At 71.1% G+C, this 24,006-nt stretch carries 20 protein-coding genes and 1 pseudogene; 6 read left to right on the plus strand and 15 right to left on the minus strand.

What is annotated here, in order from left to right:
• The first annotated feature begins 394 nt into the window (after nt 1-394).
• Complete coding sequence (locus tag ABZ919_RS13505) at nt 395-979, plus strand: TerD family protein (RefSeq protein WP_361246681.1); 585 nt, start codon at nt 395-397, stop codon at nt 977-979.
• Nucleotides 980-1,128: 149 nt separating this feature from the next.
• Here ABZ919_RS13505 and ABZ919_RS13510 read toward each other — a convergent pair whose 3' ends face one another.
• Together ABZ919_RS13510 and ABZ919_RS13515 are read right to left on the minus strand one after the other, a co-directional pair.
• Nucleotides 1,129-1,329, minus strand: coding sequence for a hypothetical protein (locus ABZ919_RS13510; protein WP_361246683.1), 201 nt, complete (start codon nt 1,327-1,329; stop codon nt 1,129-1,131).
• Between the two features lie 169 nt (nt 1,330-1,498).
• Nucleotides 1,499-2,647 (minus strand): glutamate--cysteine ligase, encoded by a 1,149-nt coding sequence (locus ABZ919_RS13515; protein ID WP_361246686.1) that lies wholly within the window; start codon nt 2,645-2,647, stop codon nt 1,499-1,501.
• Nucleotides 2,648-3,099: 452 nt separating this feature from the next.
• Here ABZ919_RS13515 and ABZ919_RS13520 point away from each other — a divergent pair, with 452 nt between their 5' ends.
• The gene (locus tag ABZ919_RS13520; protein WP_361246689.1) at nt 3,100-3,915 is read left to right on the plus strand and encodes a DUF2993 domain-containing protein; all 816 of its coding nucleotides are present in this window, start codon (nt 3,100-3,102) and stop codon (nt 3,913-3,915) included.
• 15 nt (nt 3,916-3,930) lie between these two features.
• On the opposite strand, the gene ABZ919_RS13525 is transcribed toward ABZ919_RS13520, so the two are convergent.
• On the minus strand, nt 3,931-5,151 hold the full coding sequence (locus ABZ919_RS13525; protein ID WP_361246692.1) for a transposase: 1,221 nt from the start codon (nt 5,149-5,151) through the stop codon (nt 3,931-3,933).
• Nucleotides 5,152-5,297: 146 nt separating this feature from the next.
• Between ABZ919_RS13525 and ABZ919_RS13530 the strand changes: the two genes are divergently transcribed.
• Nucleotides 5,298-5,663, plus strand: a complete 366-nt coding sequence (locus tag ABZ919_RS13530; protein WP_361246694.1) for a hypothetical protein — start codon at nt 5,298-5,300, stop codon at nt 5,661-5,663.
• Between the two features lie 75 nt (nt 5,664-5,738).
• Here ABZ919_RS13530 and ABZ919_RS13535 read toward each other — a convergent pair whose 3' ends face one another.
• Nucleotides 5,739-6,734, minus strand: coding sequence for an asparaginase (locus tag ABZ919_RS13535; protein WP_361246697.1), 996 nt, complete (start codon nt 6,732-6,734; stop codon nt 5,739-5,741).
• Between the two features lie 98 nt (nt 6,735-6,832).
• A complete protein-coding gene (locus ABZ919_RS13540) occupies nt 6,833-7,681 on the minus strand; it encodes a lipocalin-like domain-containing protein (RefSeq protein WP_361246700.1) in 849 nt (282 codons plus the stop codon).
• 339 nt (nt 7,682-8,020) lie between these two features.
• On the opposite strand from ABZ919_RS13540, the gene ABZ919_RS13545 reads away from it, so the two are divergent.
• Nucleotides 8,021-8,236, plus strand: coding sequence for a hypothetical protein (locus ABZ919_RS13545; protein ID WP_361246703.1), 216 nt, complete (start codon nt 8,021-8,023; stop codon nt 8,234-8,236).
• Between the two features lie 108 nt (nt 8,237-8,344).
• Here the strand turns inward: ABZ919_RS13545 and ABZ919_RS13550 are convergent, their stop codons facing one another.
• The 5 genes from ABZ919_RS13550 to ABZ919_RS13570 all read right to left on the minus strand — a co-directional run bounded on the left by ABZ919_RS13550 (nt 8,345) and on the right by ABZ919_RS13570 (nt 15,669).
• A complete protein-coding gene (locus ABZ919_RS13550; RefSeq protein WP_361246706.1) occupies nt 8,345-9,904 on the minus strand; it encodes an alpha/beta hydrolase in 1,560 nt (519 codons plus the stop codon).
• A gap of 233 nt (nt 9,905-10,137) precedes the next feature.
• A complete protein-coding gene (locus ABZ919_RS13555; protein ID WP_361246709.1) occupies nt 10,138-12,579 on the minus strand; it encodes a glycoside hydrolase family 3 N-terminal domain-containing protein in 2,442 nt (813 codons plus the stop codon).
• Between the two features lie 6 nt (nt 12,580-12,585).
• On the minus strand, nt 12,586-13,404 hold the full coding sequence (locus tag ABZ919_RS13560) for a carbohydrate ABC transporter permease (protein ID WP_361246712.1): 819 nt from the start codon (nt 13,402-13,404) through the stop codon (nt 12,586-12,588).
• Entirely contained in the window at nt 13,401-14,357 is a 957-nt protein-coding gene (locus ABZ919_RS13565; protein ID WP_361246714.1) for a sugar ABC transporter permease, read from the minus strand. Before ABZ919_RS13565 ends, ABZ919_RS13560 begins: the two co-directional genes overlap by 4 nt.
• 7 nt (nt 14,358-14,364) lie before the next feature.
• Nucleotides 14,365-15,669 carry an extracellular solute-binding protein gene (locus ABZ919_RS13570; protein WP_361246717.1) on the minus strand — a complete coding sequence of 435 codons (1,305 nt, stop codon included), beginning with the start codon at nt 15,667-15,669 and terminating at the stop codon, nt 14,365-14,367.
• Between the two features lie 554 nt (nt 15,670-16,223).
• On the opposite strand from ABZ919_RS13570, the gene ABZ919_RS13575 reads away from it, so the two are divergent.
• Nucleotides 16,224-17,675: a PHB depolymerase family esterase gene (locus tag ABZ919_RS13575; RefSeq protein WP_361246720.1), complete on the plus strand. Its 1,452-nt coding sequence runs from the start codon at nt 16,224-16,226 to the stop codon at nt 17,673-17,675.
• 7 nt (nt 17,676-17,682) lie between these two features.
• Here the strand turns inward: ABZ919_RS13575 and ABZ919_RS13580 are convergent, their stop codons facing one another.
• The 4 genes from ABZ919_RS13580 to ABZ919_RS13595 form a co-directional block, all read right to left on the minus strand.
• Nucleotides 17,683-18,159 carry an ATP-binding protein gene (locus tag ABZ919_RS13580; RefSeq protein ID WP_361246723.1) on the minus strand — a complete coding sequence of 159 codons (477 nt, stop codon included), beginning with the start codon at nt 18,157-18,159 and terminating at the stop codon, nt 17,683-17,685.
• Nucleotides 18,160-18,490: 331 nt separating this feature from the next.
• Complete coding sequence (locus ABZ919_RS13585; protein WP_361246726.1) at nt 18,491-19,867, minus strand: deoxyribodipyrimidine photo-lyase; 1,377 nt, start codon at nt 19,865-19,867, stop codon at nt 18,491-18,493.
• A 4-nt stretch (nt 19,868-19,871) separates the two neighbouring features.
• Complete coding sequence (locus ABZ919_RS13590) at nt 19,872-21,488, minus strand: SDR family oxidoreductase (RefSeq protein ID WP_361246729.1); 1,617 nt, start codon at nt 21,486-21,488, stop codon at nt 19,872-19,874.
• Between the two features lie 314 nt (nt 21,489-21,802).
• Nucleotides 21,803-22,405 carry a sigma-70 family RNA polymerase sigma factor gene (locus ABZ919_RS13595; protein ID WP_361246732.1) on the minus strand — a complete coding sequence of 201 codons (603 nt, stop codon included), beginning with the start codon at nt 22,403-22,405 and terminating at the stop codon, nt 21,803-21,805.
• Nucleotides 22,406-22,669: 264 nt separating this feature from the next.
• Here ABZ919_RS13595 and ABZ919_RS13600 point away from each other — a divergent pair, with 264 nt between their 5' ends.
• Nucleotides 22,670-23,755 carry a MerR family transcriptional regulator gene (locus tag ABZ919_RS13600; RefSeq protein ID WP_361246735.1) on the plus strand — a complete coding sequence of 362 codons (1,086 nt, stop codon included), beginning with the start codon at nt 22,670-22,672 and terminating at the stop codon, nt 23,753-23,755.
• Nucleotides 23,756-23,828: 73 nt separating this feature from the next.
• Here the strand turns inward: ABZ919_RS13600 and ABZ919_RS13605 are convergent.
• Nucleotides 23,829-23,991 (minus strand): annotated as a pseudogene (locus ABZ919_RS13605) (DUF2236 domain-containing protein); the annotation flags it as partial.
• Nucleotides 23,992-24,006 lie beyond the last annotated feature (15 nt).

Consider the following 24,006-nt stretch of genomic DNA (forward strand, 5'->3'; position numbering starts at 1 on the left):
TGGGCCAATCCTGGAATGGACCTGCACCGGGACCTTGGGTCGGGCCGGGGCGACGACCAGGGTGTGGTGCCTCGCCGTCGTGGTCCCGCCGCCGGACGTCCGAGGCGCATCCGCGGCTGCGGCGGACGTCCCGCCACCGTGGCCGGCCGGGGCCCGGCGGCAGATCCGGGCCCCGGCGGGCGGCTCCGGACCCGGATCGGGCGACCGGGCGGATCCACTTCCCCGCGGCCGGGCGGATCCGGGTTCGGCGCAGCCGTGGGGTGCGGCAGGGAGCCCCAGCAGCGCGGCGGGGTCCGTGGCACGGCGAAGTCCCCCTCCCCCGTTGGGTGAAGCCATGGAGGCGCCCGGCACACTCTCCTTGTCGCAGTCCCTTCACCCAGAGGATGAACCACGCATGCTCACGCTCACCAAGGAAGACGGCCCGGCCGATCTGGACGGAGTGACCCACCTGTCGATCGGGGTTTCGTGGGACCCCACCGGGGGTGCCACCGGCGGAATCATGGGCGCGCTCCGCCGCAAGGCCGGCACCGACCTGGACCTGATCGCCATCGCCATGCAAGGCTCGGACCCGGTACGTCTGGCCGGCCTGGACTCTCTCGACCCCATGGGGAACGGCTCGCTGCTGCACAGCGGGGACAACCAGACCGGCCGTGGGGACGGCGACGACGAGACGGTGACGGTCGAGTTCGCGCGCATCCCGCCCAACATCACCTCGATCGTGTTCGTGGCTGCCGCCTTCAAGCGGGGCAGTTCCTTCCAGAAGGCGCGCAACATCAGTTTCAAGGTGTACGACGCCACCGGTGGAAGCTCCCAGCAGGTCGCCGACATCTGGCCGAGCTTGCTCACTCAGGACAACGGTTGCGCCGTGGCCAAGGCTGTGCGCGTCGGCGAGGTGTGGAAACTCGAAGTGATCAACGTGACCGGGAAGATAAAGCAGGGCGACGAGCACGCCCTGATGCGCTTCGCGATCAGCAAGTAGTACGCCCGCCGCCGTCCGTCCCGCGTGACCCAGCAGCAGGCGGGACGGACACGGCTGTGAAACACGAGCGGGCAGTCTCACCGTGACAGGGCGTGTTCGATGCGGGCCGCACCTCGACGGGGTCGCGTCGTGGCCACGAGCCTCACCTGTCACCTGGCGCAGCCGACGTCGAGGACCTCGACAACGTCTCCGTGGACCGTGTACACCAGCCAGCACCACTCTCCGAACGCGGCCGCGAGCTCCGGCGCCCGTGTCTCGGCGTCGTCGGTGACCGCGTCGATGAGCATGATGATCTCTTGGTGCATCGTGTCCGGCACGTCGAAGAGAACGTCGGCGGCCCTTTGGATCATTTCGACTTTCATGGCACCCCCCGGGCGAGCAGGGCAGCGGCAGGGTTCGGAAACCAAGTACTCAGGGCTGCGCTCACCGACCGAACAGAGCCCTCAGCACCACCGTAGACCCACCGGGCGCCCATCGATGAGAACGGCGCGAAGTCGGCCCGTCACGTCCGGCGCGGGGCTACTCCAGCTTGACGGCGAGGTCGTCCACCACGGCTCGCAAACCAGTCTCGTCCTGTTCCGCGACACGCCTCTGCCGGGCCGAGCCCGTCCCGGCCAGCTGGACCTCGCTCAGCCAGTCACTGACCCGCTGGTCGTCGCCGTGCCGGCTGAGGTGTGGCTCGATGCGTTTCCACAGGTCCTCGATCAGCCGACTGACGGCCAGCGGGGCGCAGTCGCGGGTGTGGGTGCCGGGCAGGGTGCCGCTCGCCCCGTGCCGGGCGGCCTGCCAGCACGCCGCCCTCAGCAGCGGGTCGGGGACCTCGGGTGCGCGTTCACCGTCGCGTACCGCCTCGACGGCGTGTCCGACGAGGGCGCGGACGAGCAGCGCGTACGCGGCGGTGACGCCGGCGTCGGGTATCACGTCCGCGACGCGGACCTCGATGGTGGGCAGGTGCGCCGAGGGCCGGACGTGCCAGTAGAGCATGGCCGGATCCATCGCCGCTCCCGTGGCCACGAGCCGGTCGACGATCCATTCGTAGTGGGCGGAGCCGCGCAGGTAGGGGGGAGGTCCCGCCGAGGGCCACCGGCTCCAGACCATGGACCGCCAGCTGGCGTAACCGGTGTCCGTCCCGTCGCAGTACGGCGAGTTGGCGGTGAGGGCCAGCAGCAGCGGCATCCAGCCCCGCAGGTGGTTGACCGCCTGTACGGCTTCTTCCCTGTCCGCCACACCGACGTGCACGTGGCAGGAATTCACGCCCTGCCCGTGGACGACGGGTCCGAAGGCGCGGGCGAGGGCCCGGTAACGTGCCTGGTCGAGGACGGGCGGTGGTCCGGAACGGCCGAGGACCGCCACGCCACTGGGCACCAGGAGACAGTCGTACTCGGCCGCGGCGGCCGCCGCGCCGCTGCGTAATCGGAGGATTTCCGCCTCCAGTTCGGCACCGGTACGGCACACCGCGCTGACGGTCTCCACCTGGGACGGCGAGAGTTCGGGCGTGGCATGTGGTCCGCCGAGGCGGGTGTGAGCGGCTCGCACGACGGAGAGGGACCGGTAGGCAGCCGACCTGCTGCGCCGGTCGGCCAGGACGAACTCCTCCTCCACGCCGACCGTCGGCGGTGCCGTCGCCTCAGGTCGGAAGCCGGGTATTCCGGCGGCGGCAGGGGTCACGGCATCAAGTGGCTCTGGCACGTCCAGCCCTTTCACAAGACTCGGAACACCGGCATCCACTCGTCATGGGCTCTGTGCCGCTTGCGATCGCTCCTCACACGTCGGTACGCACAGGCCACTTACTGCCGAACAACGGGTGGGAATGGTCATGCTGGGCCTTGGACCGAAGGCACCGCAAGCGATTGCCAAGCCAGCATCGTGGCGCGCGGACCACACGTGCCGCGTGTCGGCAGTCGTGCGGAGCGGCGGGTGAGGTGCGACCGGGAGACCCCAGGTGGTGCCGGTGCACCCGATACGTCGACCGTGAAGTGACCGATTTCGCGCCTCACTTCGGGCAGGGCTTGCGCGTTGGGTGCGACCATATGATCAAATCTGGTGATGCGTACCCCCCACACTCAGACGCATCATGCTGCCCAGTCGGACGGAGGTCCCACCGAATCGGTTCCGCACAGGTGCCGTCCGTACGACGAGCCGGCCTCGGCGGTGCACCATCCGCTGGACGACTTCCTCACCGAGACCGGCACGGCGAGGCGGCAGGACGACGACTCCGAGGACCCTGGGCTCCCCCCCATCACAGGCGTGGCAGCCGACGTCGTAACCGCGCCACCGGACTGCCCACCGTCGCACGGTTCCTCGTCTGGGCGCTGACTCTCGTCTGCCTCGTCACCCTGGCCGACCGCTGGGCGCTGCTGTACGCCGAGCACACGGCCTCCGAACGACTCAAGGGCAGGCTGCACCTCGCCGCCGCGCCCGAGGTGCGCATCGGTGGCTTCCCCTTCCTCACCCAACTGGCCGCACGGCGCCTGGACTCGGTGTCCGTCACCGTCCCCGACATCCCCGCCCACCGGGTGACCCTCACGCAGGTCACCGCCACCGCGGACGACGTTCGCATCGACGGCGACGGGCCCACCACGGTCAGCGGCGCACTCGTTCGCCGGCTGCACGGTCAGGTCCTGCTGTCCTTCGCCGACATGAACCGCGAACTCGGCGCCTCGCAAGTGGCGTTCACGGCCCACGGCCCCGACCGCGTCCGGGCCCAGGGCACCCTTCACCTCACGGGCCGCGACCTGAGCGTACGGGCCGACGCCCGTATCCGGCGCCACGGGGACCGCGGCCTCGCCACCGTCGTGGACGGCATACGGCTCGACATCGACGACCTCGCGACGTACCGGCCCGGCACGGGGGCCGCCGACGGGCTCCACCTGACGCGCGACTCGGCGCGTCGCCTCACCCGGGAAGCGGAGAAGTTGGCGTCCTCCCCCTCGTGAACGAGGGGGATTCCCCTATGAGGGGGTTCGGCCGGTTGCCCGGCTTACAGGTTCCTGCTTCACAGACCGCCTGGCGGCGAGGTCTCCACAGGCTGACACGGGCGGCCCGCCCGCGTTTTTGATGTTGATGGCCGCATTGACGTCAGCGTGCCCGGTGTACCCGCAGCCCGCGGCTTTGCACCGGAAGACCGCTTGGCTTTCGCGGTTTCCTTCCGAGACGAAGCCGCAGGCGGAACACCTCTGCGACGTGTACGCGGGATGGACTTTCGCCACGGTTGTGCCCGTGTACCGGGCCGCGTTGGTGAGGGCGAGTTCGAGACGGTGCCATCCCTTGTCGAGGATGGCCCGGTTCAAGCCCCGTTTCTGGGCTACGCGGGAGCCGGGGTCTTGAAGGGTTCCGGACGCCGAGGCGGACATGTTCCTGATCCGCAGGTCTTCCAGCACGACGAGGGCGTTCTTCGCGACGATCCGGGAGGCGGTTTGCGCGCAGAAGTCGCCGCGCCGGTCCGTGACCCGGCCCATGATGGCGTTCAGTGCGGTGATTGTCTTACGGCAGTTGGCGCTTGCCCGCTGGGAGCGGGCCAGGCGCTGCTGAAGCCGACGATAGCGTGCGGATTCGCCGGCAGTAATGAACTGCCGGTCGTGGAAGTCGCCGTCCGAGGTGACCACGGCCGTCTTCACGCCCCGATCGATCCCGACGATCGTGCCCGGCATCGCATGCCGCTCGGGCGTGACCGCCTGGTCGTCCACCAGGAACGACACGAACCAGTGGGCGCCCTTGCGGGACACGGTGGCCGAGCGGACCGCGCCGCCCAGCGGGCGCGACCACCGGAAGCGGACCCATCCCAGCTTCGGCAGCTTCACCCGGCCCCACTTGCGGCCCAGGCGCTCCACCTGGATTTGCTTGGAGTCAGGGAACCTGAACGAGGGCGACCAACGGGCTTTGGACCGCCACCGCACCCTGAACGCGCCATGCTCCCGGCACGCCCGGTCCAGTTCCTTCAGGGTCTGCTGAAGCGCGTGCGACGGGGCGGCCTTCAACCACGGATGATCGCGTTTGGCGTCGGCCAGCTCGGCGCACTGCGGCGCGTAGTTCATCCACGCACCGCGCCGCCGGTACTCACGGCGCTGATGAAGGCCGGTGTTCCACACCGCCCGGCAGACGCTTCCGAACTCCTCACACATCTGCGCCTGTTCGGCCGTCACATCAAGCCGGTACCTGCGGCCCGACAACATGGATACACCCCCCTCCACTTGATGTGATCACTGTACCGGCGGCCACTGACAACGCAGCGAACTCCGCCGCTGCGCGGCTCGCCCCGAGGATGAGCTAACCCCTCCCTGAAGGAAGGGGCCCGCGCTCAAGAACTCCGGTCAAGGCCATGCTGGCGCTCCCGGCGATCGCGCACCGACTCGGCCTCCCCGACAGCGCGGTGCGCGCGGCGCTTCACGACGAGGACCGGCTCCACCGGCTCACCGGCGCGCCGCGCTTCCTGCACGACCTGACCGGCATCAACCTCGTGGACGTGGCGATCGACCACCCCGAGCTCCTCGAACGGCTGAACCTGGACCCGTCGTTGCTCAGCACGCTGAGCAAGCTGACCCGTCCCCAGATCGCCGACCGCTTCTCCTTCGCCTTCCAGCTCCCGAAACCGCCGTCGGGCGCGCTGCACCTGCAGCGCGTCACGGTGGGCAAGGACGGCGTCCGCACCGACGTTTCGGGGACAGGACTGCTTGTGGGCGGTTGACCGGACGGCGTGCGTGTCCCTCGGCCGGGAGTGCGATCTCCCGGCCGAGGCGGAACAAGCGGCCGAAGGACGAGCTCAGCCCCTCACCGCGAACGCCTTCGCGATGTGGTCGCGCCCGGCGCCGGACGCCAGCAGCAGCCGGAGCAGGACCCGGGACTTGTACGGGTCGAGGAAGCCGCCGTCGATCAGCCCGCGCCTGAGCAGGTCCGTCTCGGAACCGGGCGCCTTGTACGTGTGGCGGAGCACCGAACCGCTCCCGGTACGCGACGTCAGCACGACCGGCATGTGCTCGGCCAGTGTGCCGAGCCGGGGCACGAGCACGTCCGGCACGTGGCCGACGCCGAAACCGGCGACGACCAGTCCCGCGTGCGTGGCCTCGAGCCCCTGGAGCTGCGCGCCGTCGTCGTCCAGGGTGACCACGTGCAGGGCGACACGGGACGCCTCCAGCCGCTCCCGGTCGCACCCGGCGGCCAGCGGCTCGTGTCGCGGCGCGGCCAGCAGCAGCCGTACCCGGCCCTCCACGACGTGCCCGAGCGGACCGGTGTCCGGCGAGGAGAAGGCCGCCGGGCTCGTACTGTGCGTCTTGCGCACCCATCGCGCCGCGTGCACCTCGTCGCCGAGGACCACCAGCGCACCCGCCCCGCGCGCCTCCCGCGCCGCGGCCACGCGCACCGCGGCGAGCACGTTCGCCGGCCCGTCCGCTCCCGCCATGGCGGGCTGCCGCATCGCGCCGGTCAGCACGAACGGCGCCTCGTGCGGCCACACCAGGTCGGCCAGGAAGGCCGTCTCCTCCAGGGTGTCGGTGCCCTGTGTGACGACGACGCCGTCCGCGCCCTCCGCCACGGCCCGCGAGGCGACGTCGACGACGTCGAGCACCTGCGCGAACGTGAGACTTCCGCTGGGCACGGCCTGGACGTCCCGTACCTCCAGGGGGACCCTCAGATCCGTCAGGCCGGGTACCGCCGCTGTGATCTCTGCACCGCTCAGCCGCGCTCCCCGCGCGCCTCCCGGCACCGATATCGTTCCTCCGAGTGCCAACAGCACGACGCCCAACGCGCACCCCTCACCCACGCCCCGTGTCCCGCCCGGCAAAGGCCCGCCGGGCGCTCCCAACCTACAGGTCGTTCCGCATACCGGCAGATGAGTACTCACAACCAGGACGGGGAAGCTCAGTAGCCGATGACATCCGTGAACCCGTGCCCGGTGATCTCCTCCCCGGCGAGAGTGCCGGTCACCTGACATGCGCCGGTGTAGACGCCCGGAGCACTGAACAGTGCGCGATGGGTGATGTCCAGGGATGCGTCCAGGGCCGGTACGGTCAGGGCCCACTGACCGTTGCGGTCGGTTCGGCGGGCATCGGTGATCAAGTGCGCGCCGTCGGCCCTGAGTTCGGTGAGCCAGGCACTGCCGTCGCCCGCGGTGTCCCAGACACTCAGCCGGCGGCCCGCACCGACGTCGAGTCCGAGCCAGGTGAAACGCGGGGCTTCGGTGGCGCCGGAAACCCATTGGCGGTCGAACCACGTACGTCCGCCGACCTCGTGTGTGACCCCGTCGACCGTGATGGTTCCCGAGGTGGTCAGACCGGACAGCGCGTACTGCCCCGTCCTCCCGCCGAAGAAGGGGAACACTCCGGCGCCGCCGCTGTGGAGCACGGGATCGTCATCGCGTCGAAGGGTGAGCCGGATGGACGCGGCGTCCGTGGCACCGGATATCTCCAGCTCGTCCAGGTCCCCCTGGACGGTCAGGAGCGACGTCCGGACGTCGAGTGCGTCCGCGGACAGAGTCACGCCGTCCACGCCCTCGACGGTGTGCTTGTCGCTGGTACGGCCGTCGGGTTCCTGGAGCAGTGCGACCGTGCTCGTACAGGCGCCGTTCATCTCCATCGCATGGATCTTCACCCAGAAGACCTTCTCCTCATGGTGCAGCCTGGCGCCGAACCACCACGAGTCCGCCTCGCCGACGGAGGTCGCGGGGAGTCCGCCGGCGGCGTCGATCAGGGTGGGGCGGGGTGTGGTCATCGAATCTCCTGTCACCGGGCGGCAGTTGACGGCCGCGCTGTTGATCAAGAGTAGAACCGCTGCCCGATCGGCCGGTCGGCGCGTCAGCGAACCCGTTCCGGCCCACCGGGCTCGGCCGCTGCCGGTCGAGGCATGCGTTCAAGGAGGTGACTGACCGGCGCCCGCCCGCCCCGGGGCCGCCCCAGCCCGCTGCCACTACCCCTGATGCGGGGCAGTGGCAGCGGGCCAGGGGGCCAGGGGGCCATCGGAGTGTTGCCGGGCAGTGTCGGACGGACAGCGCGGGTCCGCTCGGCCATGCTGGACAAGAGTGGCACCCGTCCATGCGACAAGGAGCACGGTATGCCGGCAGATCCGGTCGAACGATTCCTCGCGGCCCTGGACCCTGATCACCGCGAGGCGGTCGGCGCCAAGCCGCGTGCGGAGCAGGAATCGCTCGCGGCGGCCTGGGAGCGGGAACTGGAAGCGGACGACGAGCTCGACACGCTCGACGAGCTGTCCCCGCCGGCGGCGGAGGCTGAGGCCGCCCGCCGCGTCATGGAACGCGGATCCCACTAGAGACCACCGTCCGGCACGTCCGTGCGCCGCACATGCGGTACCGGCAGGACGCCGGGGCGGGCGCCTGACTGGAGAGCCGCGAAGCCTCCCGTCACCGCCTCGGCACCGTCAGAAGCGCGGTGCCTGCGGTGTGGGCTGCGGTGCCGGGACGATCCCCGGGTTCACGCCGTCGTTCCGGCGGCGGGACGGCTTGCACGTGATGTCGTGGGCCGGAAGCCTTCCGGTGCTCAGGTAGGCGTTGACGGCGAGGTTGGCGCAGGCCCGTTGGTCCTCGGAGTAGACGCCGTGGCCCTCGCCGCCCTCGACGTAGACCATGCGCGAGCCCTTCAGGGCACGGTGCATGCCGAGGCCGCTGACCAGGGGCGTCTGGGGGTCCCACTGGTTCTGGACGGTGAGAACGCCGACCTTGTTGTCCACTGCCGTGACGGACTCGGCCGGCTTGTTCCAGAAGGCGCAGGGCGTGATGTTCGAGGCGAAGTCGCCGTAAAGGGGGTATGCGGCTTTGTCACGGATCGCGTCACGCCGGTACTGCTGCGGGTCGCGCGGCCACGCCGCGGTGTCGCCGCAGACCACGCTCCAGAAGACGGCGGTGCCGTTGTCGGACGGCGGCTGCCCGGTCGCGGCGCGGCGCGGAGGCCGTTGGTCGCCCGGCACCGGGGAGAGGTGGGCGGTCCCATGGCCGTCGGCGGCCTTCTTGAGGCTGACGACGGCCTCGGCCGCGTATGCGGGGGTGAAGAACCGGGCGCGCAGGGTGGCACGGATGTCGTCCCCGGTCAGCTTCTCGCCGTTGGCGTCGATGGGCGTGCGGTCGGCCCGCGCGATCAGATCCCAGAAGGTCTTCTTCACCTTGGCCGGGGTGTCGCCGAGTCGGTAGGTGCGGTCGTGCTGCGCGGTCCACTTCGTCCAGCGGGTGAACGCCGGCTCGGTGCCCTCCGCCCAGACCTGGATCATGCCGCGCCACACCCGTGCCGGGTCGACCGCGCTGTCCAGGACGAAGCGGTCGGTCCGCTGCGGGAACATCTGCGTGTACACGGCGCCCAGGTAGGTGCCGTAGGAGTAGCCCAGGTAGGAGATCTTCTTCTCGCCCAGGACGGCGCGGATGACGTCCATGTCGCGGGCGGTGTTGCGGGTGGTGAAGTACGGCAGCCGATCGCCGTTCCTGGCCCGGCACTTGTCGGCGACGGTTCGGGCCCACTTGACGTCGCGGCCGAACGTCTCGCTCTTGTAAGGGCGTTCGAAGTTCTGCTCGGTTGCCGTGAGACCGCAACCGAGCGGACTGCTGCGGCCCACGCCGCGTGGGTCGAAGCCTATGAGGTCGTACTGCTCGCGGACCTTTTCGGGCAGCGCGTCCTTCATCATGACCGGCATGTCCAGACCCTCGCCGCCCGGACCGCCGGGGTTGAAGAGGATCGCGCCGTGCCGCTTGCCGGGGACACTGGTCCTGAGGCGGGATATGGCCAGCTCGACCGTTTTCGCGCCGGGGCGGCCGTAGTCGAGCGGGACCTCGATGGTCGCGCACTGGAACGCGGCCGGTTGTGATGTGTCGCATCTGTGCCACGCGGGCTTCTGGTTCTCGAATCTCTGCAGCGTTTCCGCCGCGGATGCCTGCGCCGGGGCGAGGGCGGGGATCAGCGTTGCCGTGACCCCTGCGACGAGTAAGGGCGCCATGCGTCCCATCCGCACGATGGCCGTTCCTTTCCGTCAACTTCCAGGACGGTCCGACCATTTCGCGTCCGGGCAGCGGACGAATCCCCCTGCGGAGCGATCTTGCTACGACTCGCGGCGTACACGGAAAGAGACGTAGGGAGGAGAACCGGAAGGGGCTGATCGCCGTCCGGGGCCGCGATCGGGAAGCCCGCGACCCGCTCCCGTCCGTGAGGAGCGAGCCGCGGCGGGATGAGTCAGGTGGCGGTCGGTGTCGCCGGTCCGGTCCGGTCCTGTGTCTTCTGCTGTGTCTTCTGCTGTGTCTTCTGCTGTGTCTTCTGCTGTGTCTTCTGCTCGAAGCGCGGGTGGAACCGCCGGGTGTGGTCCAGGTGCCGTGCCGGGCCGGTCAGGGTGACCGTCGCCGTCAGGCGGACATCGGCGCTCGAGGCTGCCAGTCGCAGCTGGAGTTCGCCCGGTTCGACCACCCGGCGTCCGTCGCGGCCGGTGAAGGAGGCCAGGTCGGCCGGCACGGTCACCCGCACGCGGCGCGCCTCGCCCGGGGCCAGCGGGATGCGGGTGTAACCGACGAGGCGCTGCACCGGCTGGACGACGGAGGCGACCGGGTCGTGCAGGTAGAGCTGGACGACCTCGGTGCCGTGCCGCTGCCCTGTGTTGCGCACGGTGAGGGCGAGGGTGAACTCGCCGCCGGTGTCCGCCTCCAGCCGGTCGACCGTCAGGCCGTCCCAGTCGAAGGACGTGTAGGACATCCCGTGTCCGAACGGGAAGGCCGCGGTCGGATCGACGGTGGAGACGTCGCTGGCCTGGGCGAGCCGGGCACCGAGGTAGGTGGCGGGCTGTGCGCCGGCGCCGCGGGGCACGCTGACCGGCAGTCTTCCGGAGGGGTTGGTCCGGCCGCTCAGCACTCCCGCGATCGCGGTGGTTCCCTCGGCGCCGGGGAAGAAGGACTGCACGATCGCGGCGGCCCCCTGCGCGGCGCGGCCGAGGGCGTACGGCCGGCCGGTGAGCAGGACCGCCACGACCGGCCTCCCGGTGTCCAGCAGGGCGTCGAGCAGTTGCTGCTGCGCACCGGGCAGAGTCAGCGACTCGACGTCACAGCCTTCTCCGCTGGTACCCCGCCCGAAGAGACCGGCGCGGTCCCCCAGCGCCGCGACGACGACGTCGGCCCCGCGCGCGGTGCGGACGGCCTCGGGGATGCCGGAGACGTCGCCGTCGTCGACGCCGGTGCCGCGTACGACGGTGAGCTCCGCGTCCGGGAACGCGCGCCGCAGGGCATCGTGCAGGGTGGGCAGGCCGATGCCCGGCGGGGTCTGCGGGTGGTGCACCCCGACGTGCTGGGGGAAGGAGTAGCAGCCCAGTACGGCGGTGGGTTCGGCGCCGTTGGGGCCGATCAGGGCGATGCGGCGCGGCCGGTCCAGGGGGAGGGTGCCGTCGTTGGTCAGCAGGACGACCGCTTCCTCGGCGACGGTGCGGGCCAGTTCCCTGTTCCCGGGCGAGTCCAGGTCGATCGTGCCGCGCAGCGCGTCCGGGTCGTCCCGGCCGGCTCCGTCGAGGGCGGCCGGGACCGGGCTCCAGTCCGGGTCGAGGAGGCCGAGGCGGACCTTCTGGGTGAGCACCCGGCGCACGGCGCGGTCGACGAGCGACTCCGGTACCCGGCCCGCCGTGACCGCTTCGGCCAGGGGCGTGCCGAACGTCTTGACGGTGGGAAGTTCCACGTCGACACCGGCGCGCAGGGCCGTGCCCGCGGCCTGGGCCCAGTCCCCGGCGATGCCGTGGAGCGTCTTGAGGAAGGCGATGCCGAAGTAGTCGGCGACCACCGTGCCGTCGAAGCCCCAGGTGTCGCGCAGCAGCCCGGTGAGGAGGTCCTCGTCGGCGGCCGAGGGCATCCCGTCGGTGTCGGTGTAGGCGTGCATGACGGAGCCCGCCCGGCCCTCGCGCACGGCCATCTCGAAGGGGGGCAGCACGACGTCCGCCCGTTCGCGCGGGCCCATGCCGACGGGGGCGAGGTTGCGGCCGGCGCGGGACGCGGAGTAGCCGGCGAAGTGCTTGAGGGTGGCGACGACGCCGCTGGACTGCAGACCCTGGACGTAGGCGGTGCCGATGGTGCCGACGAGGCAGGGGTCCTCTCCGATGGTCTCCTCGACGCGGCCCCAGCGCGCGTCGCGCACCACGTCCAGGACGGGCGCGAGACCCTGGTGGACGCCGACGGACCGCATGTCGCGGCCGATGGCGGCCGCCATCCGGCGGATCAGGCCGGGGTCGAAGGTGGCACCCCAGGACAGCGGCACGGGGTAGGCGGTGGCACCCCAGGTGGCGAACCCGGCCAGGCACTCCTCGTGCGCCAGCGCGGGGATGCCGAAGCGGTTCGCCGCCGCGATCCGCATCTGGGTGCGCGACAGGGAGAGCGCGCCGAGGGCGGGGTCGACGGGTGCCGTGCCGAAGGGGCGGGTCAGCTGCCCCACGCCGGACGGCAGGAGCGCGTCGAGGTCGACCGTCTCCTCCATGTCGTGCTGGTGGGGGGCGACTTCACCGCCCTCGTCGGAGGCGCCGACCCAGACGCCGTACAGTTGGGCGATCTTCTCCTCCAGGGTCATCGCGTCGATCAGCGCGGTCACGCGGACGGCGATGTCCTGGGTGGGGTCGTTCCAGAGAGGGGGTTCGGGGGTGGTCTCTACGGCCACTTCGGGTCACTTTCCTCCGACGCCCATGAGGCCCCGGACGAGGGCTCTGCGGGCGAACAGGTAGACGAGCAGGACGGGCACCACGGACAGCGTCACGGCTCCCAGCAGGCCGGGGATGTCGATGCCGTGTTCGGTCTGGAAGTTGTACAGACCTAGGGTGATCACCTTGGTCGAGTCGGACTGGGTCAGGACGAGCGGGAACAGGAAGCCGTTCCAGGCCTGGAGCGCGGAGAACACCACGATCGTGGACAGGCCGCCGCGTGAGAGCGGGACGACGAGCTGGAAGAACATTCGCAGCGGGCTCGCCCCGTCGACCGTCATGGCCTCGAACAGCTCCGGGGAGATGTCCCGCATGGCGCCGCTGAGGATGAGCGCCGACATCGGCAGGCAGAAAGCGGCGGTGGGCAGGATGACGCCGAGGAGGTTGTCGTACAGGCCGGCTTCGCTGATCAGGTAGAACATCGGGACGATGACGGCCTGGGCGGGGATGGCGAGGCCCAGCAGGAACAGCCGGAAGACCTGCGAGGTGATCCGGCTGCGGCTGCGGACGATCGCGTAGGCCAGCGGCGGTACGAGCAGCAGCACCACGCCGACGACGCAGACGGTCACGATGACGGTGTTCAGGAAGTACCGGCCGAAGCCCGAGTCGAAGGCGCCGGTGTAGTTGTGCAGCGTGAAGTCGTGGGGAAAGGACAGCGGTCCGTTCCTCGCGTAGTCCTGCCGGGTGCGCAGGGTCGCCGCCAGCATGACGTACAGCGGCAGGCCCACCAGGACCAGCCAGGTGACCGAACCGGCTCCGGCCAGGTGGTTGGGGCGTCGCCTCACGAGACTCCTTCCATGGAGCCGCGCATCTTGTCGTAGCCGGAGACACGGACGACGACCAGCGAGATGATCGTGGCCGCGACGACCAGACAGAGGGCGATGGCCGATCCGGCGCCGAAGTCGAAGCTCTGGAAGGCCTTCTGGTACATGTAATAGGCGCTGATCGTGGTGTCGCTGCCCGGTCCGCCCTGGGTGAGGATGAGCACCGTCTCGAAGGTGGTGAGCCCTCCGACGACCATCAGGATCGTCGAGGTGACGACCGCGTTGCGCAGCTGCGGCAGGGTGATGTGGAAGAACTGGCGGTATCGTCCCGCGCCGTCGATCTCGGCAGCCTGGTAGAGCACCTGCGGGACGGCGCGGGCGGCACCCTGGTAGATGAGGGTGTGGAACGGGGTGAACTGCCAGGTGCTGACGAAGGCGAGCACTCCGATGGCCGGGGCCTGTTCGCCGAACAGGTTGCCGTCCCCGAACAGCCAGGTCATCCGCGCGGGGATGCCGAAGTTCGGATCGAGCAGCGCCCGCCAGAGCACCGACACGGCGGTGGAGGACAGCAGCAGCGGGACGAAGTAGATCGCCGACAGCACGGCCCGGTTGCGCTGGTGCCCGGCTGCCCACACGCCGAGCACGATGCTCAGCGGTGTCTGCAGGCCCACGCCCAGGGCGGTGAGCAGCAGGGTGAGCCAGATGCTCTTGATCATCACCGGGTCGTCGAGGATGCGGTTCCAGTTGTCCGTGCCGACGAACTGCGGTGATCCCAGGCCGTTCCAGCTCATGAAGGACAGCGCCGCCACCACGACGAGCGGGGCGATGGCGAAGAGGGCGAAGAAGACGGTGGCGGGCAGCGCCCAGAGGAAGCTGGGGCGCGTGCCACGGGCGGCGTAAGCGTCGTCCGGCCGTCGCCGGCCCCTCCTGGTGACCGTGGCGGCGGGCGGAGCGCTCGTGAGGTGGGTGGTCATGAGCGGTTCACTTGGACGGAAGGGCCTGCATGGCCTCGATGAAGCCGTCCGCGTCGAGCCGGCCGTCGAAGAACTGCTGGACGGCTTGGTGGATGGGTGTGATGGCGGCCGGCGGGTAGGCCTGGTCCCACGACAGCTGGAAGGACTTGGCCTTGGCGACGAGGTCGTACTGGAAGCGCGAGTACGCCGGGCTGGCCGACTCGCCGAGGAACTGCGGGGTGTTGGTGGTCGTCGGCAGGTTGCCGATGCCGAGCTGGGCCTTGACGAACTCGTCGGAGTACATGAGCTTCAGGAAGTTCGCGACGGCGTCGGGGTGCTGGGTCCTCTTCAGCACGGAGTAGAAGTTGTTGGTGTTGCCGACCACGTCGGAGGTGTCGCCCTGTCCGCCGGGGATGGTCGGGAACGTGCTGTAGCCCAGGCCCTTGGCGGCGAAGTCCTTCGCGTCCTGCTGCTGCTGGGCGTAGTACCAGGAGCCCATCAGCTCGAATCCGGCCTTGCCGGAGGCCACCAGCGCCGGCGAGGCACCGTTGGTGTACTTCACCGAGTCGTAGTTCTTGCCGAAGGCTCCGGCGTCGACCAGCTGCTTGAGCGTGCCGAGCGCCTTCCTGCTGTCCGGGCTCGCCCACGCGTCCTTGTCCCCGTCGAGAGCCTTCTGGAACAGCTCCGGCCCGGCGACCCGGTCGTAGACGTACTCGAACCACATCAGCGTCGGCCACTGGTCGCCACCGCCGAGGGCGATCGGAGTGACGCCCTCGGCCTTCAGCTTCTTCACCGCGTCGAGCAACTGGTCCCAGGTCTGCGGCGGCTGCACACCCGCCTTGCCGAGCACGGTCTTGTTGTCGAACAGCAGCACGGGCTGTGTTCCGCGCATCGGGACGCCGTACGCCTTGCCGTCGACGACCGCGCTGTTGAAGACGGCGGGGAGGAACTTGTCCTTCAGCCCGGGGTCCTTCTTGATGAAGTCGTCCAGCGGCATCAGCAGTCCGGCCTGGACGAACGGCTGGATGCTGCCGCCGCCCCAGTTGAAGAAGATGTCGGGCGCCTTCGGCGTGTTGATGATCGTCTGTAGTTTCTGCTGGTAGTCGGCGCCGGGGATGGTGTCGAGGACGGCTTTGACGTCCGAGGTCTTGTTGAAGGTATCGATGATCTGCTTCTCGACCTTGTTGCTGGCGTCGCCATACACCAGCACATGGATCCTGCCGTCGTTCGGGGAACCTCCGCCGTTGCCGTCGCCGCAGGCCGCGAGACCCGCCGCGAGGGCGAGCGTCGTGGTGCAGACGAGCACCCGGGACATCCGTGTACGCATGGTCATCCAGCCTTCCGAAACTTTCGATGGCATTGCCGAATTCTGCGGCTGGACAGTAGGGGCAGAGGGAAGAGGCGGTCAATGGTCGTGCATGCGTACGGCCAAACCGTTACCGCTCGTCAAGGTCTGTGCTGCTGCCGCCATGCGCCCAGAAGACGGGGCGGGATGGGCAGTGACGTCGGCAGCCGTGACCAGGGGGAGCCGGAGGTTTCGCTCCCGACAGTTTCGAAAGGGGTGAGCGGTCGTTCGGAATCGGTCGTTCGGAAGTCCCCCGCGCGAAACAAGCCGAGATCGAACACAGCTGGAGGTCACGGCTACCGCCGGCCCCTGCAAAGACCGCCGCCGACCCCGCAGGGGCGAGTGACAGCGCCAATGGGCAAGCACCCCATGACGTCGGCGTGAACTATGGATCACGTCCCCATGTCGGCCGGGTTCGGCGAGTCGCACGCTACGCCCAGCGGTTGCGACCACCTCCGCGTGCCGGGATGTCCTGTCCCGCACCGGCGACACGGGTGGCACGCCAACCCCGCGTATCTCCCCACTCGTTCAGGAGAACAGCGATGGTGCGATTCCCCCACAAACGGTCCGTCAGGACATTCGTCGTCCGAATCGCGAGTGCCCTGGCCGCAAGTGCACTCCTGCCGGCCGGCGGTGTGGCCGCCGCCGGGCCCGCTGCCGCCGCGGGCCTGACCCAGGTGAGCGATTTCGGCTCCAACCCGGGCAGTCTGAACATGTACAGCTTCGTGCCCGCCAACCTGCCGGGCAACGCCCCGCTCGTCGTCGCCCTGCACGGCTGCACCCAGAGCGCCAACGACTACTACGGCCACTCCGGTTGGCCCAAGTACGCGGACCTGTACAAGTTCGCCCTCGTCCTCCCCGAGCAACCGTCGCAGACCAGTCCCCTCATAAACTGCTTCGACTGGGGCACGCCCGGCGACGACGACCGGGGCAAGGGCGAGGCACTGTCCATCTACCAGATGGTCCAGTACGCCGAGGCCAACTACCACGTCGACCCGAGCCGGATCTACATCACCGGCCTGTCCGCCGGTGCCGGGATGACCGCCGACATGCTCGCCGACTACCCGGACGTCTTCGCGGGTGGCTCGATCGACTCCGGACCGGCGGCCCAGTGCTCGACCAGCGGCATCACGAACGCCAGCTGCACCTCCGGCACGACCACCCGGACGCCCCGGCAGTGGGGCGACCTGATCCGCAACTCCGATCCCGGCTACGGCGGCCCCTGGCCGAGAGTCGCGGTCTGGCAGGGCAGTTCGGACACCACCGTCAACCCCGCCGAACTGACCTACAACAGGGACGGCTGGACCGATGTCTGGGGCACCGGCCAGACTCCGTCCAGGACCCGGTCGCTGACCGGCGGCACCACGGAGAACTTCTACGACGACGCCGATGGCCAGGCGGCGGTGGTGACCTTCTCCGTCTCGGGCATGGCGCACGGCCTGGCGGTCGATCCGGGCTCCGGCACCGACCAGTGCGGCACGACCGGCACGTACTACCTGGACTCCATCTGCTCCAGCTACTACACCGCCCAGTTCTTCGGCCTGGACCGGACCGGACCCGCCGCCCCGACCGGGCTGACCGTGACCGGGAGCACCGACACCAGCGTGTCACTGAGCTGGAACGCGGTCCCCGGGGCGGCCTCCTACGACATCTACCGCGACGGCACCCTCGTCAACACCTCCCCCGTCACCGGCACCGCATACACCGACACCGGACTCGACACCGGCACCACCTACCGCTACACCGTCGCCGCGGTCGACTCCACCGGCACCATCGGCGACCGGGCCGCTGCCGTGAACGCCACCACGGAGGCCGCCACTTGCTTCACCGACGACAACTATCACCAGGTCGCGGCCGGCCGCGCCCACCAGACGCTGGGCGAGGTCCATGCCAACGGCTCCAACCAGGACATGGGCCTGTACAACACGTACGTCACCCACACGCTGAGGGAGACCTCCACCGGCTCCTACGTCGTCGTCGACGGCCCGTGCTGATCCCGGTTCACGTCCCGGGGGCGACCGTGCGGCCGCGGGCCAGGGGCATGCGGGCCGTGACCTGCTTTCCGGCGGGGTGCGGCGTGGTGACGACCCGGTCGCTGAAGGCGCACACCAGATGAAGGCCGTGGCCGCCGACACGCCGCTCGTCCCTCGCTCTGACCACGGGTTCCTCGCGGGAGGTGTCCCACACCGTGATCGCGAGTTCGCCAGGGGACAGCTCCAGGATCAGCCCGCAGGGGCCTGGGGCGTGCCGTATGGCGTTCGTCAGCAGTTCACTGATCACGAGCTCGGCGTCCAGGACCACAGGTGCGGAGGGGGACGGGCGACCAGCGCACGCGGCGCGGGCCAGCAAGGCCTGCAGCGCCTGACGGCCCTCCTTCGCGCGGGCGGCTCCGCCGGCGAAGGCCACGCCGAACCGCAGCGGTCCGGCCCCTTCCGTTCTCCGGTCATCCGCCGCCTTCTGCCCAAGCGGGATGGCCATTCCTCATGCCTTACAAGTCGCGAAAACGGGCTTGTGGTGATGGTGGTGCATGGTGCGGATACCCATGGTCGGGAAGGCTAGTGCCGCGGCCGGAAAGGTTCACCGGCTCGCGACGCCCGGCCCGGCGCCTCGCCGCGTTGTCGCCTCACCCGGGTACATCCCGTACGCGGGCGATGCTCCGCCTTGCGATGCTCCCCCACTGCCTGAAGGGCGTGGGAGGTGCCCCCAGCACCGGACGCCGCGAGCTTTCCGGCAGACCTTTCCGGTCACCGCACCAGGCAACGGATCGTGCCGATCGCGGCCGTGCACCCGGACAGCGGAGCGGGCCGGCTCATGTCCGCTTGCCGCGGGCGCGCCGGAAGCGGTCGAGTCCGTCGGCGAGTTCGACGAGGGGGCCGGGGTAGTCGAGGGCGGCGCGGTCCGGGCCGGGCAGCTTCCACGGCTCGTGCACGCGCGGGGTCTCCACTCCGGCGAGTTCGGGGACCCAGCGACGGACGTAGGTGCCCTCCGGGTCGTATTTCTTGCCCTGGGTGACCGGGTTGAGGACCCGGTTGGGCCGCGTGTCGGTGCCGGTGCCCGCCATCCACTGCCAGTTGAGCTGGTTGTTGGCCAGGTCGCCGTCGACCAGCCACTGCAGGAAGTGGTCGGCCCCGATCCGCCAGTCGACGTAGAGCGTCTTGGTCAGGAAGCTCGCGGTGAGGAGCCGGGCGCGGTTGTGCATCCAGCCCTCGTGGAGCAGCTGCCGCATCGCCGCGTCGACGACCGGATAGCCGGTGCGCCCCTCGCGCCAGGCGTCGATGTCGGGGCCTGCGGTGCGCTCCGTGCGCCAGCGGTCACGCTTGGTGCGGTAGTCGCTGTGCGCGGCGTGCGGCCGTGCGGCGAGCACCTGCCGGTGGAAGTCGCGCCAGGCGAGCTGGCGTACGAACGCCTCGGCGCCGGCCCCACCGTGCCGGCGGGCCCGGTGCACGAGCTCCACCGGCGACAGGGTGCCGAAGTGCAGGTGGGCGGAGAACCGGGAGGTGGCGTCGGCGGCCAGGTCGTCGCGGGTGGTGTCGTAGGCGTCCAGGCCGCGGCGCCAGTAGGCGGTGACCTGTTCGCGGGCCGCGCTCTCGCCGCCGGGCGGCAGCGCCGGGGACGGTCCCGCGACCCCGGCGCGAGCAGGCATCCTCTCGCCGCCGGTCTCGTCGGGGACGGGCACCCGGCGCGGGGCGCCGACGACCTGCCGCAGCGGTACCTGTGCCCACTGCCGGTAGTACGGCGTGAAGACGGCGAAGTGGTCGGAGGCCGCGGGGGTCGCCGTGCCGGGCGGCACGGCCACGGTGACCGCGTCGTGCACGAACAGCCGGCGTCCTGCCTGTTCCAGGGCGGAACGCAGCCGTTCCTCCCGGCGCGCGGCGAACCCGCTGTGCCCGGCCGACATGTGCACCTCGTCGGCGTCCGCCTCGGTCACCAGCCGGCACACCTCCTCCACGACGTCGCCGGAGCGCACCACGAGCCGCCCGCCCCGCGCCCGCAGTGAGGCGTCCAGGTCCGCCAGGCAACCGTCCAGGAAGGTGCGGCGGTTGGGTGCCGTGAACCCGGCCGCGTCGACGGCACGGTCCCGTACGAACAGCGGGACGACGGCGTCGGCCGCGTCCAGGGCGGCATGCAGCGGCGGATGGTCGTGCAGGCGCAGATCGGCGGTGAACAGGACGACCGAGACGTGCATGGGGTCAGCTTCTTCCAGGGGGGCGTCGGAAACTGGTACGGGCACCTCTGTCTTCGGCCACGGCGAGCCCGCTGGATGCGCTCGTCCCGGGCTCGTCCCAGGACGATGCCAAGCGCTCGGCGGCGCGGACGATGTTGCGGGCCATGCCGCCGAAGACGACCGCGTGACAGGGGGAGATGCCCCACCAGTACAGATGGCCGAGCAGGCCGTGCGGGTGGAACAGGGCCCGCTGCCGGTACCGGACGGGCCCGTGGCCGTCGCCGTCCACCCTCATCTCCAGCCAGGCCAGGCCGGGCAGCCGCATCTCGGCACGCAGCCGCAGCAGGCGGCCCGGTTCGATCTCCTCGACCCGCCAGAAGTCCACCGAGTCACCGACCCGCAGGCGCCGGGCGTCACGGCGGCCCCGGCGCAGGCCCACACCGCCGACGAGGCGGTCGAGCCGGCCGCGTACCGCCCAGGCCTGCGGGAAGGAGTACCAGCCGTTCTCGCCGCCGATGCCCTCGATGACCTGCCACAGAGCCCCGGGCGGGACGTCGGCGTCGCGCACGCGTACGTCCGTGTAGAGGCTGCCGCCGGCCCAGTCGGGGTCGGTGGGCAGCGGGTCGCTGGGCGCGCCGGGTACGGAGGCCGACGACCAGCGGGTGGTGACCTGGGCGTCACGGATGCGCTGCAGGGCGAGGTCGACGGCGCGGTCGAAACCGATGGGATGGCCGGGCGGGCTGGGCACGTACCGTTCGATGTCGTTCTCGCGGCAGACGACCTCGTGCCGCAGGGATTCCGTCAGCGGACGCGCGATCGAGGCCGGGACCGGCGTCACCAGGCCCACCCAGTGACTGGACAGGCCGGGGGTGAGGACAGGGACGGGAACGATCAGCCGCCTGGGCAGGCCGGCCACGGCGGCGTAGCGGCGCATCATGTCGACGTACGTCAGCACGTCCGGACCGCCGACGTCGAAGGTGCGGTTGACCTCGGGGGGCAGGTGTGCGCAGCCGGTCAGCAGACGCAGCACGTCCCGTACGGCGATGGGCTGGAGCCGGGTGCGCACCCAGCGCGGGGTGACCATCACCGGCAGCCGCTCGGTGAGGTAGCGCAGCATCTCGAAACTGGCGGACCCGGAGCCGATGATGACGGCGGCGCGCAGCACGGCGGTCGGCACGCCCGAGGCCAGCAGGACGCGGCCGACCTCGGCGCGGGAGCGCAGGTGCGGCGAAAGCTCCCGCTCGGGCACCGCTTGCGGGGTCAGCCCGCCCAGGTAGACGATGCGTCCGACGGCGGCCCGTCGGGCCTGCTCGCCGAAGACGCGAGCCGCCTCGCGGTCGGTGTCCTCGAAACCGCGTCCGGTGCCGAGGGCGTGCACGAGGTAGTACGCCACGTCCACGCCACGCATCGCCCGCGCCACCGAGTCGGCGTCCGTCACATCGCCCTGAACGATCCCCACGCGGCCGGCCCAGGGCTGGTCGCGCAGCTTGTGCGGCGTGCGGACCAGGCAGCGCACCCGGTGGCCCGCGTCCAGCAGTTCCGGCACCAGCCGGCCGCCGATGTATCCGGTCGCCCCGGTCACCAGACATGTCCGGCCGCCGCCGGCGGAGTGGGGGGCCGGTGTGGTGCCGTCGTCGCTCATGGTTCCTTTCGCCGCCCACGTTGCTCGCCTGCCGCTGTCGCGGCGCCTGTCATCCGTCTCTACCGTGCGGGCAGAGCGACCGGATGCACCTGGGCGGGGGTCCGGACGGGTGACGGGCGGTCTCGTCCGTGGCGCCGGGCGGCCACCGGGGGCTCGCGGCGGCCGCGCCGACGCCATGGGCGGCCGGGCATCCGGCCCGGTCCCGTCCCGGTGCGGTCGAAGGCGGTGGACGGTGCTGGTCTCGCCCGGCTGCGGCGGGGCCCGGCTCCCGCTCCGCTCCACCCAGGTGATCCGTGCGGCATCGAAAGCGCGCGTCAGTCGGCGGACGTCTCCCCCGCCAGGCTCCGCCGCAGCCGGTCCAGGCCGCGCCGGGTGTGGCTCTTGACCGTGCCGAGAGGCCAGCCGGTGGCGCGGGCGATCTGGGTCTGCGTCATGTCCTGGTAGAAAGCGAGCCGCAGGACGCGGCGCTGCGGCTCGCTGAGCCCGTCCAGGGCACGGCCCACGACGAGCCGGTCGAGCACCGACTCCGGGTCGTGCGCGTCGGCGGGTTTCCGGAGCGGCAGCAGCGCGGCGACGGTGGTCGCCAGTTCGGCGCGACGCGTGCGTGCGGCCAGCGCGTCCGCGACCTTGCGCCGGGTGATCCCGACCAGCCACGCGGGGAACGCTCCCCGCGCAGGGGCGTAACCGTGCCGTCCCCGCCAGGCAGCGGTGAACACCTGCTGGGTGACGTCCTCCGCCTCGCGCGGGTCGCCGAGTGCCTGCCGCGCCAGGCCGTAGACAAGTCCGTTCCACCGGCCGTGGATGGCCGTCCAGTCGGCGTCCTCCCGGAGTCCGCCGCCGTCCGCCGGGGCCGGCTGCGGCTGCGGCTGCGGCTCGGTGACGGTCCGCTCGCCCGGCAAGACCGGTACCCGGTTCATGGCGTCGCCTCCTCGTTGCCCCGAGGCGCACTGCCGTGTCGGCACCGTGCGCGTGGAACGGTGGCCGACGCAGGTCCACCGTGCCGGAGCCCCTGCCCGGCGTCCTCCAGCGTGTGATGGGGAAGGGCGAGGAGACAACTTGCGTCGGTATCGCGTCGGATAGGCTGGAAACGGAATGTTGTGGAGTGTCGCGGCGGCCTGGCAGGGACGGTTACCACGCGCGTGGTGAACTCGCCGCGGCGGGACGAAGGGGCTCGGGAAACCATGGCCGAAGACAGCACGCAGGAGGTCCCGGGCCTGACCACGGGGGCTGTCGCCCGGCGTCTGGGAGTGGCCCCGACGACGCTGCGTTCCTGGGACCGCCGTTACGGACTGGGGCCGGCGGCGCGCTCGCGGGGGCGTCATCGCCGGTGGAGCCCCGCGGACGTGGCGAGGGTGGAACGGATGTGCCGCCTGACGGCCGCGGGCGCACCCCCGGCGGAGGCGGCCCGGGTGGCCCGCGGGACGACCGCGCCCACCGCGGGGCGGTCGCCTGCGGACTCGTCCCGGTCCCCCGTCTCTCCCGGACCGCCCGCCGGAGCCTCCCCGTCCCTCGACCCCGGCGAGGCCGTGCCGCCCGGGCCCGCGCTCGGGTCCCCCCGCGGGGGCGCCGGCAGCGGGCTGCCACTGGGCGACGTACGACGGGAAGCCCGGGGCCTGGCGCGGGCCGCGGTGCGGCTGGACGCTCCCGAGCTGGAGTCCCGGCTCCTGGCGGCGATCCGGGCGCACGGCCTGATCGCGACGTGGGAGGAGGTGATGGTGCCTACCCTGCGAGCGGTGGGCCGCAAGTGGGAGTCCTCCGCCGACCGCTATGTCGAGGTGGAGCACCTGCTGTCCTGGCACATCTCCACGGCCGTGCGCAGTGTGCCACTGCTGCTGCCGTGTGCCCGCCCCGCGCCCGGGGCTCCGCCGGTGGTGCTGGCCTGCGTGCCCGGCGAGCAGCACTCACTGGCCCTGGAAGCCCTCCGCGCCGCGTTGGACGAGCGGGGCGTGCCGACCCGGATGCTCGGCGCGGCCGTGCCGGTGGAGGCGCTTCTGGCCTGCGTGCGGCGCACCGGTCCGGCCGCCGTGGTGCTCTGGGCCCAGGCCAGGTCCACCGCGTCGCTGCCTCTCGCCCGGCACATCGACGGCCTGGAGTGGGGAGCCGCGGGCGCTCGAAGGCGCCCCGTGGTGCTGCCCGCCGGCCCGGGCTGGGACAGGCGGGCCGTCAGCGGTTTTCCACGCTGCACGGGGCTCAGGGACGCGGTGGGACTGCTCGGCGGTCTGTACGCGCGGGACGGCACCGTCGGGCCGGGTGGGCGGACCCGCTGAACCGGTGGACGGTGCCCTTCGCCGATCGGCAGTGCCGCCGTGTGGCCCAGTCACGGCGCGCGGGCCGCGCAGTAATGCTTCGGGGGCGGGGCAGGGCGTCGGAGGCCGTGCCGAACGTCGTCACTGCGAGGAGGGCACTCGTGCGCTGCAGCCGCCCCCATCGCCCTGTGCCCTGCGGATCGGACAGGGTCGGGCGGGCACCAGCGCGGTTTCTGCGTCGTGCGGATCCGGGCGCGGGCGCCGCTCTCAGC

Origin of the sequence: Streptomyces sp. NPDC046759 (assembly GCF_040645475.1) — a bacterium.
In the GTDB taxonomy this organism is placed as follows: Bacteria; Actinomycetota; Actinomycetes; order Streptomycetales; family Streptomycetaceae; genus Streptomyces.